The 13380-nt window shown below is 69.1% G+C and carries 15 protein-coding genes and 1 pseudogene; 12 read left to right on the top strand and 4 right to left on the bottom strand.

All coding sequences use genetic code 11. The annotated features are described in order from the left end of the window. Window positions 1–19 precede the first annotated feature (19 nt). Window positions 20–1111, bottom strand: coding sequence for a ribosome small subunit-dependent GTPase A (gene rsgA, locus QE395_RS03355; protein ID WP_093533584.1), 1092 nt, complete (start codon window positions 1109–1111; stop codon window positions 20–22). 125 nt (window positions 1112–1236) lie between these two features. Here rsgA and QE395_RS03350 point away from each other — a divergent pair, with 125 nt between their 5' ends. The 4 genes from QE395_RS03350 to QE395_RS03335 are packed head-to-tail and all read left to right on the top strand — an operon-like array spanning window position 1237 to window position 4190. Continuing rightward, entirely contained in the window at window positions 1237–2511 is a 1275-nt protein-coding gene (locus QE395_RS03350; protein ID WP_068853968.1) for a pyridoxal phosphate-dependent aminotransferase, read from the top strand. Window position 2512: 1 nt separating this feature from the next. After that, window positions 2513–3136 (top strand): SGNH/GDSL hydrolase family protein, encoded by a 624-nt coding sequence (locus QE395_RS03345; protein ID WP_306987568.1) that lies wholly within the window; start codon window positions 2513–2515, stop codon window positions 3134–3136. Window positions 3137–3192: 56 nt separating this feature from the next. Beyond that, window positions 3193–3834 carry a methyltransferase domain-containing protein gene (locus tag QE395_RS03340; protein WP_306987566.1) on the top strand — a complete coding sequence of 214 codons (642 nt, stop codon included), beginning with the start codon at window positions 3193–3195 and terminating at the stop codon, window positions 3832–3834. Further along, the gene (locus tag QE395_RS03335) at window positions 3831–4190 is read left to right on the top strand and encodes a hypothetical protein (RefSeq protein WP_095362910.1); all 360 of its coding nucleotides are present in this window, start codon (window positions 3831–3833) and stop codon (window positions 4188–4190) included. The genes QE395_RS03340 and QE395_RS03335 overlap by 4 nt, the downstream gene beginning before the upstream one ends. On the opposite strand, the gene QE395_RS03330 is transcribed toward QE395_RS03335, so the two are convergent. Then, window positions 4093–4944, bottom strand: a complete 852-nt coding sequence (locus tag QE395_RS03330) for a polysaccharide deacetylase family protein (RefSeq protein ID WP_306987565.1) — start codon at window positions 4942–4944, stop codon at window positions 4093–4095. The genes QE395_RS03335 and QE395_RS03330 overlap by 98 nt on opposite strands. A 57-nt stretch (window positions 4945–5001) precedes the next feature. Here QE395_RS03330 and grxD point away from each other — a divergent pair, with 57 nt between their 5' ends. Further along, window positions 5002–5928 (top strand): Grx4 family monothiol glutaredoxin, encoded by a 927-nt coding sequence (grxD, locus tag QE395_RS03325; RefSeq protein WP_306987563.1) that lies wholly within the window; start codon window positions 5002–5004, stop codon window positions 5926–5928. A gap of 56 nt (window positions 5929–5984) precedes the next feature. On the opposite strand, the gene QE395_RS03320 is transcribed toward grxD, so the two are convergent. Both QE395_RS03320 and QE395_RS03315 read right to left on the bottom strand, forming a co-directional pair. Then, on the bottom strand, window positions 5985–6524 hold the full coding sequence (locus QE395_RS03320; RefSeq protein ID WP_095362913.1) for a DUF924 family protein: 540 nt from the start codon (window positions 6522–6524) through the stop codon (window positions 5985–5987). A gap of 53 nt (window positions 6525–6577) precedes the next feature. Continuing rightward, window positions 6578–6664, bottom strand: a pseudogene (locus QE395_RS03315) (AMP nucleosidase); the annotation flags it as partial. Window positions 6665–6766: 102 nt separating this feature from the next. On the opposite strand from QE395_RS03315, the gene QE395_RS03310 reads away from it, so the two are divergent. The 7 genes from QE395_RS03310 to QE395_RS03280 all read left to right on the top strand — a co-directional run bounded on the left by QE395_RS03310 (window position 6767) and on the right by QE395_RS03280 (window position 13356). Next, window positions 6767–8176, top strand: coding sequence for an amidohydrolase (locus QE395_RS03310; protein WP_306987562.1), 1410 nt, complete (start codon window positions 6767–6769; stop codon window positions 8174–8176). Beyond that, complete coding sequence (locus QE395_RS03305) at window positions 8173–9444, top strand: amidohydrolase family protein (protein ID WP_306987561.1); 1272 nt, start codon at window positions 8173–8175, stop codon at window positions 9442–9444. Before QE395_RS03310 ends, QE395_RS03305 begins: the two co-directional genes overlap by 4 nt. 58 nt (window positions 9445–9502) lie before the next feature. After that, on the top strand, window positions 9503–10138 hold the full coding sequence (locus tag QE395_RS03300) for a DsbA family protein (protein ID WP_306987559.1): 636 nt from the start codon (window positions 9503–9505) through the stop codon (window positions 10136–10138). A gap of 83 nt (window positions 10139–10221) precedes the next feature. Then, the gene (locus QE395_RS03295; RefSeq protein ID WP_306987557.1) at window positions 10222–11166 is read left to right on the top strand and encodes a DegV family protein; all 945 of its coding nucleotides are present in this window, start codon (window positions 10222–10224) and stop codon (window positions 11164–11166) included. 80 nt (window positions 11167–11246) lie between these two features. After that, entirely contained in the window at window positions 11247–11582 is a 336-nt protein-coding gene (locus QE395_RS03290) for a hypothetical protein (RefSeq protein WP_093533574.1), read from the top strand. 121 nt (window positions 11583–11703) lie between these two features. Further along, window positions 11704–12669, top strand: coding sequence for a L,D-transpeptidase family protein (locus QE395_RS03285; RefSeq protein ID WP_306987555.1), 966 nt, complete (start codon window positions 11704–11706; stop codon window positions 12667–12669). Window positions 12670–12675: 6 nt separating this feature from the next. Beyond that, entirely contained in the window at window positions 12676–13356 is a 681-nt protein-coding gene (locus QE395_RS03280) for a M23 family metallopeptidase (RefSeq protein WP_306987554.1), read from the top strand. Window positions 13357–13380 lie beyond the last annotated feature (24 nt).

Raw genomic sequence — 13380 nt, 5'->3', positions numbered from 1 at the left:
CGAGGCGCGGAGATGCGCCTCAGCGCTTTTTGCCCGGCGGGCGCCACTGCGCCCCCTTGCTCACATGCTTGCGCTCCAGTGCCTGCTGGGCCTGGCGCACCGCCAGCTTGGCGGCCGCGGCCGCCACTTCGTCCTTCAGCTTGAAGTAGTTGAGCAGCCGCTCTTCATCCAGCTCACCGGAGTCGATCGCCGCGCGCACCGCACACCCCGGCTCACGCTGGTGGGCGCAGTCGCGGAAGCGGCACTGTGCGGCCAGCGCTTCCACGTCGGCGAACCCTACTTCGCCCAGCGCCTCTTCGCCGGTGGGCTTGAGCTCACGCATGCCGGGGGTGTCGATCAGGCAGGCGCCCGACGGCATCGGAATCAGCGCGCGGTGCGTGGTGGTGTGGCGACCCTTGGAATCGTTGCCCCGCACTTCGGCGGTCTTCATCAGCTCGTAGCCGAGCAGCGTGTTGGTCAGGGTCGATTTGCCGGCACCGGACGAACCGACGAGCACCACGGTCTGCCCGGCGCCGAGCCACGGCAGCAGTGCGCTGGCGCTGGCCGGGTCGCGGCCGTTGATGGCCAGCAGCGGGATGTCCTGCGCGGCCAGTTCTTCCAGCACGGCCAGTGCATCTTCGCTGTATTCGGTCTGGTCGGCCTTGGTCAGCACCACCACCGGCTGCGCGCCGCCACCGCCCACCAGCATCAGGTAGCGCTCGATCCGGCGCGGGTTGAAGTCCGCATCCAGCCCGCAGACGATGAACACGGTATCGATGTTGGCCGCGATCACCTGCTGGTGGTAGTGCTCGCCGGCCGCGCCACGCTTGATCGCGGTGCGACGGGGCAGCAGGGCCACGATCAGGATGCCGTCCAGCAGCACCCAGTCCCCCACGGCCGCGCGTTCGTGGCTGGGGAACCGCGGGCGTTGCCATTCGGCGGGCGATTCTGTCTTGATCGCCGCGCCCGGGGCATCGGCCACCACATAGCCGGTACGGTGCTGTTCCACCACCCGGCCCGGGCGGGCCTGGGGGAACTGCTCGAACAGGGCCTGCCAGGCAGGCAGTTCGGGGGCGCCTGCCCAGGGCCAGCCCATGGTCTGCAGGGCGCGGTAGTCGATCGGTTCGCTCATGCGCCCATTCTAGAGGCATCGGCGGCAACTGCCCGCCAATACTGGGAATTTGCCCCGGAGCCCTTGCCCTGCAACGCAGCATTTCCGCTAGTATGCGATTTCCATGCCCGAACCACGGCCCAGTCATGTCCACGCCCCCGCTGAAGCCGCTTGCCACCCGCGAGCGCCTGTCCGAAGTCCGCTACGAGATCCGGGGCGAACTGGCGCGGCGAGCGCGTGAGCTGGAGGCGCAGGGCCGCAAGCTGATCAAGCTGAACATCGGTAACCCCGGCAACTTCGGGTTCCGCGCGCCGGAACACCTGCAGCGTGCCATTGCCGACGACATGGGCCGCACCGATCCGTACACCCACCAGCAGGGCCTGCCCGAAGCGCGCGAGGCGATTGCCGCCGCATACGCCCGCCGTGGTGCACCCGATGCGCACCCGGACCGGGTGTTCATCGGCAATGGGGTGAGCGAGCTGATCGACCTGTCGCTGCGCGCCCTGCTCAACCCGGGCGACGAAGTGCTGGTGCCCTCGCCCGATTACCCGCTGTGGTCGGCGGCCACCATCCTCAACGACGGCCGCCCGGTGTACTACCGCTGCGCGCCGGAGAACGGCTTCCAGCCGGACCCGGTGGAAATCGAGACGCTGGTGTCCTCGCGCACCCGCGCCATCGTGCTGATCAATCCGAACAACCCCAGCGGCGCCAGTTATTCGCGCGAGCTGCTGGAGCGCATCGTGGCCATCGCCGCGAAGCACAACCTGCTGCTGATGGTCGATGAGATCTACGACCAGATCCTGTATGACGACGCGCGGTTCCAGCCGGTGGCCCCGCTGGCCGGCGAGCACCCCTGCATCACCTTCAGCGGCCTGAGCAAGGTGCACCGCGCCTGCGGCTGGCGCGTGGGCTGGGCGATGCTGTCTGGTGCAGCCGAACGGCTGGGCGAGTTCCGCGCTGCGATGGACCTGCTCAGCGCGCTGCGCCTGTGCGCCAACGTGCCGGGCCAGTACGCCATCGATGCGGCGGTGAACGGCCCGGACACGGTGTCGGCGCTGTGCGCCCCCGGTGGCCGCCTGTATGAAACCCGCCGTGCGGTGATCGAGGCCTGCAACGCCAGCGAGCACCTGTCGCTGGTGGCCCCGGCCGGCGCGCTGTACGCGTTCCCGGCGGTGGTGGGCGCGGCCGCACGCAGCTTCGACGACCACGATTTCGCGCTGGAACTGATGAACGAGGAAGGCGTGCTGGTGGTGCCGGGTTCGAGCTTCAACGTGCCCTACCGCCACCATTTCCGGGTGACGCTGCTGCCGGAGGCCGAGGTGATGCGCGATGTGTTCGCACGCATCGACCGGGCGCTGGCGCGACGCGCCGAGGCCAACACCAAGGTGGTGCCGCTCAAGCCGCGCAGCGCGGTGGCCTGAGGTGGCGCTGTCCTACCTGGCCCTGGGCGATTCCTACACCATCGGTGAAGGCGTGGCCCCGGCCGGACGCTGGCCGGTACAGCTGGCGACGGCGTTGCAGGAAGCCGGCCACGTGGTGGCCGAGCCGCAGATCATCGCCACCACCGGCTGGACCACCGACGAGCTGGATGCGGGCATCGATGCCGCAGCGCCCGAGGGCCCGTACGGCCTGGTGAGCCTGCTGATCGGGGTCAACGACCAGTACCGCGGCCGCAGCGTGGAGGAGTACCGCCCGCGCTTCACCGCCCTGCTGCAGCGCGCGCTCGGCTTTGCCGGGAAGCAGCGCCGGCGGGTGTTCGTGCTGTCCATTCCGGACTGGGGCGTGACCCCGTATGCGCGCGACAACAACCGCGATCCGGTGCAGATCGCACGCGAGCTGGATGCCTACAATGCCGCGGCGCAGGCGATCTGTGCCGAGCACGCGGTGGCGTTCGTGGACATCACCGCGATCAGCCGCGAACGCGGTGCGCAACCTGACATGCTGGTCGACGATGGCCTGCACCCGTCGGCGGCGATGTATACCGAGTGGACGCGCCGGGCCTTCCCGGTCGTTCGCGCCCACCTGGATGATGAGGCAGCACGCTGAGCACGGACGCGTTACCACTGGCCAGGGAACAGGCCCACCGCATCGCCGATGCCTTCATGCCGGCGCAGCGCTTCGGCAACCGCCGCGATTACTACTACAGCCGGGGCAAGCTCGGCAGCGACCCGCTGTACCCGGGCGTGCTCGGCGCGCTCGCGCCCTGTTCGCTGCCGCTGCTGGACATCGGCTGCGGGCTGGGCCTGCTGGCCCATGTACTGCGACAGAACCAGCGCACGCAGCCCTACCATGGCGTGGATATCGATGCGGACAAGATTGCCCGTGCACAGCGGGCAGGTGCGCGCGCGGCACTGCACGATGCGCGCTTCGACTGCGTGGATGCCAGCGCGTCCCTACCCGACCACCACGGCAGCGTGGCGCTGCTGGACGTGCTGCAGTACCTGCCGGCCGACGCACAGCCGGTGCTGCTGCGTGAAGCGGCGGCACGGGTCGCCCCCGGCGGGCGGCTGGTGATCCGCACCACGCTGGCCGACAACAGCGGGCGCGACCGCACGACGCGGATCACCGACATGCTGGCGCATCTGGTCGGCTGGATGGGCACGCGGCCCCGGCACTACCCCGATGCGGCCAGTGTGCGCACACCGTTGGAGGCCGCCGGGCTGCAGTTGGAGATGACGCCGCTGTACGGCAATACGCCGTTCAACAACTGGCTGGTCACCGCCGAACGCGGTCAGCCGGCATGAACACGTCGCGCCCCCGCCATTCCGCGCTGGGCATCGCCGCGCTGGTGGTGAGCCTGGTGGCGCTGGTGCTGTTCGCGGTAACCGCGCATGTGGCCCACCTGCCCCGCTATGCGGGCATGCACGAGGTGCCGGTGGCGGTGCTGGCGATGCTGTTCGTGGCGCTGGGCGTCACGGTGGTGGGCCTGCTGCTGGGTGTCGGCAGCGCGCTGCAGCACCAGCGCCGCCGGGTCACCGGGGTGCTGGCGCTGGGCCTGTCGATCACCTTGTTGTGGGCGCAGGCGTCGCTGGGGAGCTGGATCCACCAGCAATGGGTGGATGCGCACCCGACAGCGGACGCAGAGGCAACGCCGCACTGAGGCCACGGGCCTGGATGGCCTGCAACACCGCTTCGATGATCGCGAGGTTATGGCCGTGGGCGGCGCCTTCGTGGAGCAGCACGATCGCGCCCGGACGCAGCTGGGCGAGGATGCGGTCGACCACGGCCTGCGGCTGGCAGTCCACGCCGTCGAAACCGCGCGCGCTCCAGCCCACCCGGGTCAGGCCCCAGCGTTTCAGCGCGGGGGCCACGAACGGGTTGGTCATGCCCACCACCGAGCGGTACCAGCGCGGCGGGGTGCCGGCGATGTCGGTCAGCGCCTGCTGGCAGCGGGCGATCTCGTCGGCCATGGCGGCCGGGCCGAGCCGCCAGAAGCGGGTCTGCGGATGGCTGTGGCTGTGGTTGCCCAGGTCGTGGCCCCGGGCCAGCACCTGGCGCACCCGTTCCGGCCGGGCGGCGGCGCGCTCGCCGACCATGAAGAAGGTGGCCTTGGCCTGGTAGCGGTCCAGCAGGTCAAGCACCGCCGGGGTTTCTTCCGAGGGGCCGTCGTCGATGGTCAGCCAGACCTGTTCGGCCGGGGCCGGCAGGTGGCTCAGCACCGGGGCGTAGAAGCGGCTGTTGGGCAGGAACACCGGCACCAGGAACAGGGCGTGCGAGGCCACCATCAACGGCAGCCCGATGGCCCAGCCCCAGGCCCACCAGGCCAGCACCACCGCCAGCTGGGACAGCAGCAGCCAGGGCAGCCAGCGCCACGGGCGGCGGGGAATGCGATGCAACGTTTCCGGTACGGTCATGCCCCATGATGCCATGCCGCGTAGAATGTACGGTTCGAAACTCCGGACCCGACCACCATGTCCCTTGATCCCGCCCTGCGCTCGCGCATCGAATCCATTCTTACCGCCAACCGCGTCGTGCTGTTCATGAAGGGCCAGCCGACCATGCCGCAGTGCGGGTTCTCGGCCAAGGCCGTGGGCGCGCTGCAGGACCTGGGCGTGGAGTTTGCCCACGTCAACGTGCTGGCCGACCCGGAAATCCGCGAAGGCATCAAGGCCTACGGCGACTGGCCGACCATCCCGCAGCTGTACATCGACAGCGAACTGGTCGGCGGCAGCGACATCATCCTGCAGATGGCCAGCAGCGGTGAGCTGAGCAGCGTGCTGGGCCTGGCCGCGCCGGACCGTACCCCGCCGCGCATCACCGTGACCCCGGCCGCAGTGGAAATGCTGCGCGGTGCGCTGGCTGATGCACCGGGTGCCTCGCTGCAGCTGGGCATCGATGCCAGCTTCCAGCCGAACTTCCAGCTGGCCCCGCACGACGACAACGCCATTGCCGCCGAATCCAACGGCCTGCGCGTGCAGTTCGACCTGGCCAGCGCGCGCCGCGCCGAGGGCATCACCATCGACTGGGTGGATGACATCCGTGGCAAGGGCCTGGCCATCGACAACCCGAACGCACCGAAGGCCGTGCAGGAACTCGCCGTTCGTGACGCTGACGACCAGCGCCGCGCCGGTACGCTGACCGTAGTGGATGTGCGCCCGGCCGATGAGCGTGCGATTGCGTCGATTGGCGGCGACTTCAAGACGTTCGACGGCAACAACCGTGCCGAGCTGGAAGCGTTGCCCAAGGACACCCCGCTGGCGTTCCTGTGCCACCACGGTGGCCGCAGCGCGCAGGCGGCCGAGCAGTTCCGTGCCCAGGGCTTCAGCAAGGTCTACAACATCACCGGCGGCATCGATGCCTGGTCGGATGCGGTGGACAACAGCGTGCCGAAGTACTGATCGCAGGTTCAACCGCGATGGATGAAAAAACGCCGGCATTGCCGGCGTTTTTTTTGTCAGCCGGCGAACCCGCCTTCGGCGAGGTAGTCCAGTTCTTCCGGCGTTGGCATCCGCCCCAGCACCGCATTGCGGTGCGGGAAGCGCCCGAAGCGGCGGATGATGTCGCGGTGCAGTTCGGCATACTGCAGGTATTCCTTGTCGCCCAGCACGTCGAACATGGCGACCGAACGTTCCTGGTCCTGCGGGTCTTCGGAATGCTCGAACGGCAGGTAGATGAAGGCGCGCAGCTTGGGCACCAGCTGCAGGTCCAGGCCTTCTTCCACCGCGCGCATGGCGTAGTGGCGGGCCAGGCCGTCGGTGGCGTAGGAATGGGCGGTGTCGCGGAAGCAGTTGCGCGGAAACTGGTCGAGCAGGATCATCAGCGCCAGCGCGCCATCGGCCGTTTCCAGCCAATGCTCGCGCGCACGGCGTGCGGCAGCGAAGTGTTCGTCGAGGAATGCCTCGCGAAAACGCGCATCGAACGCGTCATCGCGCGCGAACCACTGCTGCGGTCCCGCGTTGCGCCAGAATTCCACTACTTGTGCCGCCACGTCCATTCACTACCCCTGCGGGCGGCGCGCCATCCCGGCGCCCACCCATGCCATTACCATCATTCGTCAACGCGCAGGTGGCGGACCGACTTGCCGTTGCGCCATATAAGCTTAAGCGCCTCGATACCGATCTGGATATGGTTTTCTTGGCAAGAGGGCTGCGGACCGGGCATGCACTTGGCCACTTGGCAACGCGCCGGCCAGCGGCTAGCGTCGCGGGGGATCTTTCACGCCGCATCGGGGATGACATGCGTACACGATTGACCGCCGGGCTGGGCCTGGCGCTGTTCACCTTGGCTGCGCCTTCGGCGCCGGCAGCATCGCGCTTCACCCAGGACCCTTACCCCAGCACCTATGCGCCGATCACCTCGGCCCCGGTGCTGATCCGCAACGCCACCGTGCTTACCGGCACCGGCGCGCGCCTGGAGCAGGCCGACCTGCTGCTGCGCGATGGCCGCATCGCCGCGCTGGGCAGCGCGCTGGAGGCACCGGCCAACGCGGTGCAGGTCGATGGCACCGGCAAGTGGGTCACCCCCGGCATCATCGACGTGCATTCGCACCTGGGCGTGTATCCCAGCCCCGGGGTCGGCGCGCATGCGGATGGCAATGAAATGACTGCACCGGTGACCGCCAACGTGTGGGCCGAGCATTCGGTATGGCCGCAGGACCCGGGCTTTGCCGCCGCGCTGGCCGGCGGGGTGACCTCGATGCAGGTACTGCCCGGCTCGGCCAACCTGGTCGGCGGGCGCGGGGTGACCTTGAAGAACGTCCCGGCCACCACCTACCAGGCCATGAAGTTCCCCGGCGCGCCGTGGGGCCTGAAGATGGCCTGCGGCGAAAACCCCAAGCGGGTGTATGGCGGCGGCAAAGGTGTTGCGCCGGGTACGCGCATGGGCAACGTGGCCGGCTACCGCGCTGCCTTCATCGACGCCAGCGAATACCTGGCCAAGAACGCCCCGAAGAAGGTCAAGAAGAAGCGCTGGTTCGGCGGCAGCGACAAGGGCGACAGCGCCGGCGATACCGGTGGCAAGCGCGACCTGAAGCTGGACACGCTGGCCGGCGCCATCGACGGCGACATCCGCGTGCACATCCACTGCTACCGCGCCGATGAAATGGCCACCATGCTGGACCTGTCCAAGGAGTTCGGCTTCAAGATCGCCGCGTTCCACCACGGCGTGGAGGCCTACAAGCTGGCCGACCGGCTGGCGGCCGAAGGCGTCTGCGGTGCGCTCTGGGCCGACTGGTGGGGCTTCAAGATGGAAGCCTTCGACGGCATCCAGGAAAACATCGCGCTGGTGGACCGCCCGGCCAACAGCTGCGCGATCGTGCATTCGGATTCGCCCGAAGGCATCCAGCGGCTCAACCAGGAGGCGGCCAAGGTGATCGCCAACGCGCGCCGCGCCGGCATGCAGATCGCGCCCGAGCGCGCCATCGGTTGGCTGACCTTCAACGCCGCCCGCTCGCTGGGCGTGGAGAAGCAGACCGGCAGCCTGGAGGTGGGCAAGATGGGCGATGTGGTGGTGTGGAACGGCAGCCCCTTCAGTTCCTACGCGCTGGCCGAGAAGGTCTACATCGACGGCCACCAGGTCTACGACCGCCAGGACGTGCGCCGGCAGCCACTGTCGGACTTCATGCTCGGCCAGGAGGCACGCCCATGACCGGCACCCGCGTACTGCAGCGCAGCCTGCTGGTGCTGGCATTGCTTGGCGCCGCGCCGGCGAGCTGGGCGCAGGATCTGCTGATCCGCAATGCCACCGTACACACCGCCAGCGCGCGCGGCAGCCTGGAGCACGGCGATGTGCTGGTCCAGGGCGGCGTGATCCGCGCCGTGGGCACCGGACTGGTCGCGCCGGCCGGCGCCACCGTGGTGGAGGCCAACGGTCGCCCGCTCACCCCGGCGTTGTTTGGCGGCATCACCGACATCGGCATCGACGAAGTGTCCGGTGAGTCCACCACGGTGGACAGCGGCCTCAAGCTGGAAGACCAGCCGCTGCGCCCCGAGTTCGACGTGACGCTGGCCTACAACCCGGCCTCGGTACTGATCCCGGTGGCACGGCTGGACGGCATCGGCTTCACCGCGCTGGGGGCCAACACCAGTGGCAGCTTCATCGCCGGCCAGGGCGGGGTGATGCGGCTGGACGGCAGTGCCGATCCGATCGGCCCGCGCGCGCTGTTCATCCGGCTCGGCGCGTCCGGTGCCGAACTCACCGGCAGCTCGCGGGCGGCGCAGTGGATGCTGCTGGAGCAGATGGTGAGCGAAGCGCGCAACCGGGTAGCGGTCGATTCGCCGCATGCCCTGCTCACCCCCGCCGGCCGCGCCACGCTGGCCCGCTACCTGGCCGGCCAGGGGCGGCTGGTGGTGGAGGTGGACCGCGCGGCGGACATCCGCCAGCTGCTGCGCTGGGCGGCGCGCGAGAAGGTGAGCATCGCCATTGCCGGCGGTGCCGAGGCGTGGCGGGTGGCGCCGCTGTTGGCCCAGGCGAAGGTGCCGGTGTTCGTCGATGCGCTGGGCAACCTGCCCACCAGCTTCGACCAGCTCGGTGCGACCCTGGAAAATGCCGCGCGGCTGCACGCCGCCGGGGTGCAGGTCAGCTTCGCCCAGCGCGACGATGCCTCGCACAACGCGCGCAAGATGCGGCAGCTGGCCGGTAATGCCGTGGCCAACGGCCTGCCCTGGCAGGATGGCCTGGCCGGGCTGACCCGGGTACCGGCGCAGGTGCTGGGCGTGGGTGACACGCTGGGCAGCATCGAGCCGGGCAAGCTGGCCGACCTGGTGCTGTGGGAAGGCGACCCGCTGGACGTGGGCCACTACGCCGAGCAGGTCTGGCTGGGGGGCCGTGCCATGCAGATGCGCTCGCGCCAGACCGAACTGCGCGACCGCTACGCCGCCCCGGCCACCCGCGAACCCAGGGCGTATTCGCGATAAGGTCCGCTCACCCACCCGTAGAGCCAGGCCCTGCCTGGCTGCACCGCCAAGGAACGTCATGACCCTGCGCTGGTACTTCGATTTCGTCTCACCGTTCGCCTACCTGCACTGGCAGCAGCTGAAAACGCTGCCGCAGTTCGAGCGCATCACCCCGGTGCCGATCGCGCTGGGCGCGGTGCTGCACCACCTGGGCAACCTGGGCCCGGCCGAAATCCCGGCCAAGCGGCGCTTCACCTACCGCCAGGTGCTGTGGCAGGCGCAGCAGCAGGGCGTGCCGCTGCGCTTCCCGCCCGGCCACCCGTTCAACCCGCTGGCGGCCCTGCGCCTGTGCCTGGCGGCGGACGCCACGCCGGCGTCGGTGGACATCCTGTTCAACTGGATCTGGCGCGACGGCCGCTCGGCCGATACGCCACAGGCCCTGGCCCTGCCGGCGGCAATGCTGGACGTGGGCGACGTCGTGGCCGCCGTCTCGGCGCCGTCGGTCAAGGAACAGCTGCGCCAGAACACCGAGGCGGCTATCGCGGCGGGCGTGTTCGGGGTCCCCACCCTGTCCATCGATGGCGAGCTGTTCTGGGGCAACGAAAGCCACGCGCTGATGGCGGCGGTGCTGGCCGACCCCGGTCTGCTGCAGCAGCCGGAATGGCAGCGGATCGACACGCTGCCGGTGGCGGTGGAGCGCAGCCGGCCAAGCTGACCGGCGTGGTCAGGCAGCCGGACGCGATTTGAGATAGCTTTCACACTTTCGAACGGACACCCTGCCTGGAGGGGGCAAACAGGATGCGCATCGGAATCGTGGTCGACTCTGCCTGTGATCTACCGCAGGACTTCATCCAGCAGCACAACATCGTGCTGCTGCCCATCACCGTCCGGATTGGCGAGGCCGTGCTGGCCGACCACCGCGACGAACAGGCCACCCTGAGTTTCCTGCACGCCCACGTGGCCGAGCATGGCGCCGAGGCCGAAACCATTCCCTTCAGCGTGGTGCAGATCCGTGATCTGTTCCTGGGCAAGCTGGTGATCGATTACGACCATGTGTTCTGCATGACGATCACCAAGACCCGCAGCCCGATCCACGACAACGCGATGCAGGCCAGCTTCGCCATCCTCAACGACTACAAGCCGGTGCGCCAGGCAGCGGGCCACAACTCGCCGTTCGCGCTGCGCGTGCTGGACACCCAGAACCTGTTCGCCGCGCAGGGCGTGACTGCAGTGGAAGCGGTGCGCCTGCGCGACAGCGGCGCCGGCGTGCAGCAGATCCGCGAGCGGCTGGAGCAGCTGGCCTTGAACGTGCACGGGTACATGGTCACCCGCGACCTGTATTACATGCGCGCCCGCGCCCGCCACAAGGGCGACCGCAGCGTGGGCCTGATCAGCGCGGCGCTGGGCAGCGCGCTGGACATCAAACCGGTGCTGCACGGCTACCGCGGCACCACCGGCCCGGTGGCCAAGATCAAGGGCTTCGACAACGCGGTGCAGAAGCTGTTCGACTTCGTCGGCCAGCGGGTCAAGGGCGGCCTGATGACGCCCACGGTGTGCGTGAGCTATGGCGGCGAACTGGCCGACCTGCAGGCGCTGCCGGGCTATGCCAGCCTGCGCGAGACCTGCAGGGCGCACGGGGTGGACGTGTACGAATCGGTGATGAGCCTGACCGGCATGGTCAACGTGGGCAAGGGCGCGGTCACGATTGGTTTTGCCGACGAACCGCACACCTTCAGCGCCTGAGCCAGCGGACGAGCGGCCGGTTTCTGCACACCGATTCCACCGCGCATCTGCCAGCCTTGGCGCATTCAACGGAGACCACCATGTCGCAGTATTTCATCAGCCTGCCGGACCCTTCCAAGGCACACGGCAACGATGCCGATCTCTCTTTCCGTTCGCAGAGCGCCGGCGGCTTCGCCGAGGAGCTGCAGGCCGCGCTGCGCACCACGGGCCTGTTCGACCGCTGGCGCGCCAAGCAGCCGGATCCCGATGCCGTCGAGCCGCAGTGGGGTGCAACCGACCCGAATGCGACCGTGACGGGTGAGCAGAAGGACCTGCGCATCAACCTGGTGGTCAGCACCACCATCAACAGCGATGTGCTGAAGGAGCGGCTGCGCCTGCTCGCCGGCCACCACTGGGAACTGCGCGACGTCCGGTAAAAACCGACCCGACCGGCGACGCCACCACATCGCGTTGCCGGTCAGCTGCCCGTCAGGCATTTCACAGGGCCTGTGCAGCGCGCTCCGGCATGGTGGGGTTGAACCTGCCCTGGAGTATTCGATGCCGCTGCGCCTGCCTGCTTCCGCTTCCCTGCTTGCCCTTGCCCTGGCCGCCGCAACCCCGGCACTGGCACAGACACCGGCCACCCTGCCCGCGCCCATCGCTGAAGACGGCGGCGTGGCCACCGGCCCGCGCTCGGACCTGCATGCGCAGGTGCTGCTGGACCGGGCGCACTTTTCGCCGGGCCAGATCGACGGCGTGGTGGGCTCCAACCAGAAGCGCGCGGTGGCCGGCTTCCAGGCGGCGCGCGGGCTGAAGGTGACCGGCGAGCTCGACGACGCCACCTGGCAGGCGCTGCAGCCGGACAGCACGCCGCCCCTGGCCAGCTACACCCTCACCGCCGAAGACGTGGCGGGCCCCTTCCAGCCGATTCCGAAGAAGCCTGCCGAGCAGGCCAAGCTCAAGGCAATGGGCTTCACCTCGGTAGGCGAGGCACTCGGCGAGCGCTTCCATGCCGATCCCAAGCTGCTGCAGGCGCTCAACCCGGGGGTGGACCTGGGCAAGGCCGGCAGCACGATCCAGGTGCCGAACATCGCTCCGGCTGCGCTGCCGAAGGCGGCCAAGCTGGTGATCGACAAGTCCGATTCGACGCTGCGCCTGTATGACGCGCAGGGCAAGGTGTACGCGCAGTTCCCGGTGTCGTCGGGCAGCCAGCACGACCCGCTGCCGATCGGCGAATGGAAGATCCTGGGCATCTCCCGCGATCCGCCGTTCCACTACAACCCCAAGCTGTTCTGGGATGCCAAGGCCGGCGACCGCAAGGCCACCCTGCCGCCGGGCCCGAACAATCCGGTGGGGCCGGTCTGGATCGATATTTCCAAACCGCATTACGGCCTGCATGGCACCCCCGAACCGGGCCACGTGGGCAAGACCGAATCGCACGGCTGCGTGCGGATGACCAACTGGGACGCGCTGCAGGTGGCCGATGCGGTGGACGCCTCGGTGCCCGTGGTGATGCAGGAGTAAACGACGATGCTGACGCGATTGCTGGCACTGGGTGTGGTGATTGGCGTGGCCGGGTGGTGGTTGCTGGCGTCCGGGAATGATGTGCCGGAGGGGGCGGCTGCGGCGCAGGTGGTGGCCGCGCCGGTGGCAGCGGCGCCCGTGGCTGAAAGCCGCCAGGCAGGGCCTGGCGCACCCGGGGCGGATCCGCTTGCACCTGCAGCACCTGCCGAAGGCAGCCAGGCAGGGCCAGGCGCTGCCGCAGCCCCGTCGGGGCTGCTGTTGCCGGTGCAGGGGATCGCGGCCGCGCAGCTGCAGGACACCTTTACCGATGCGCGCAGCCAGGGCCGGGTGCACGATGCCATCGATATCCTGGCCGCCGAGGGCACGCCGGTGCTGGCGGTGGCCGACGGCACCATCGAGAAGCTGTTCGACAGCGAACGCGGCGGGCTGACCGTGTACCAGTTCGAGCCGGGCGGCACCTACTGCTACTACTACGCGCACCTGCAGCGCTACGCCGACGGGCTGGCCGAGAAGCAGGCGGTCAAGCGCGGCGACGTGATCGGCTATGTCGGGCATACCGGCAACGCCAGCCCGGACGCCCCCCACCTGCACTTCGAGATCCACCGGCTGGGGCCGGAGAAGCAATGGTGGAAGGGGGAGTCGCTCAATCCCTACCCGGTGCTGCGCGGTGAGCAGGCCCTGCCCTGAGCCCTGCCCGGCCGGCCTGGCTGA

The sequence above is a fragment of the Stenotrophomonas sp. SORGH_AS_0282 genome (assembly GCF_030818125.1).
GTDB classification, from domain to species: Bacteria; Pseudomonadota; Gammaproteobacteria; order Xanthomonadales; family Xanthomonadaceae; genus Stenotrophomonas; species Stenotrophomonas rhizophila_A.
This window is presented reverse-complemented; position numbering and strand designations above follow the sequence as displayed.

What these genes read in the sequence shown, in the direction of transcription:
- rsgA (WP_093533584.1), bottom strand. Translation starts at nt 1,111, where the DNA reads ATGAGCGAACCGATCGACTACCGCGCCCTGCAGACCATGGGCTGGCCC.
- QE395_RS03350 (WP_068853968.1), top strand. Translation starts at nt 1,237, where the DNA reads ATGTCCACGCCCCCGCTGAAGCCGCTTGCCACCCGCGAGCGCCTGTCC.
- QE395_RS03340 (WP_306987566.1), top strand. Translation starts at nt 3,193, where the DNA reads ATGCCGGCGCAGCGCTTCGGCAACCGCCGCGATTACTACTACAGCCGG.
- QE395_RS03335 (WP_095362910.1), top strand. Translation starts at nt 3,831, where the DNA reads ATGAACACGTCGCGCCCCCGCCATTCCGCGCTGGGCATCGCCGCGCTG.
- QE395_RS03330 (WP_306987565.1), bottom strand. Translation starts at nt 4,944, where the DNA reads ATGACCGTACCGGAAACGTTGCATCGCATTCCCCGCCGCCCGTGGCGC.
- grxD (WP_306987563.1), top strand. Translation starts at nt 5,002, where the DNA reads ATGTCCCTTGATCCCGCCCTGCGCTCGCGCATCGAATCCATTCTTACC.
- QE395_RS03320 (WP_095362913.1), bottom strand. Translation starts at nt 6,524, where the DNA reads ATGGACGTGGCGGCACAAGTAGTGGAATTCTGGCGCAACGCGGGACCG.
- QE395_RS03310 (WP_306987562.1), top strand. Translation starts at nt 6,767, where the DNA reads ATGCGTACACGATTGACCGCCGGGCTGGGCCTGGCGCTGTTCACCTTG.
- QE395_RS03305 (WP_306987561.1), top strand. Translation starts at nt 8,173, where the DNA reads ATGACCGGCACCCGCGTACTGCAGCGCAGCCTGCTGGTGCTGGCATTG.
- QE395_RS03300 (WP_306987559.1), top strand. Translation starts at nt 9,503, where the DNA reads ATGACCCTGCGCTGGTACTTCGATTTCGTCTCACCGTTCGCCTACCTG.
- QE395_RS03295 (WP_306987557.1), top strand. Translation starts at nt 10,222, where the DNA reads ATGCGCATCGGAATCGTGGTCGACTCTGCCTGTGATCTACCGCAGGAC.
- QE395_RS03290 (WP_093533574.1), top strand. Translation starts at nt 11,247, where the DNA reads ATGTCGCAGTATTTCATCAGCCTGCCGGACCCTTCCAAGGCACACGGC.
- QE395_RS03285 (WP_306987555.1), top strand. Translation starts at nt 11,704, where the DNA reads ATGCCGCTGCGCCTGCCTGCTTCCGCTTCCCTGCTTGCCCTTGCCCTG.
- QE395_RS03280 (WP_306987554.1), top strand. Translation starts at nt 12,676, where the DNA reads ATGCTGACGCGATTGCTGGCACTGGGTGTGGTGATTGGCGTGGCCGGG.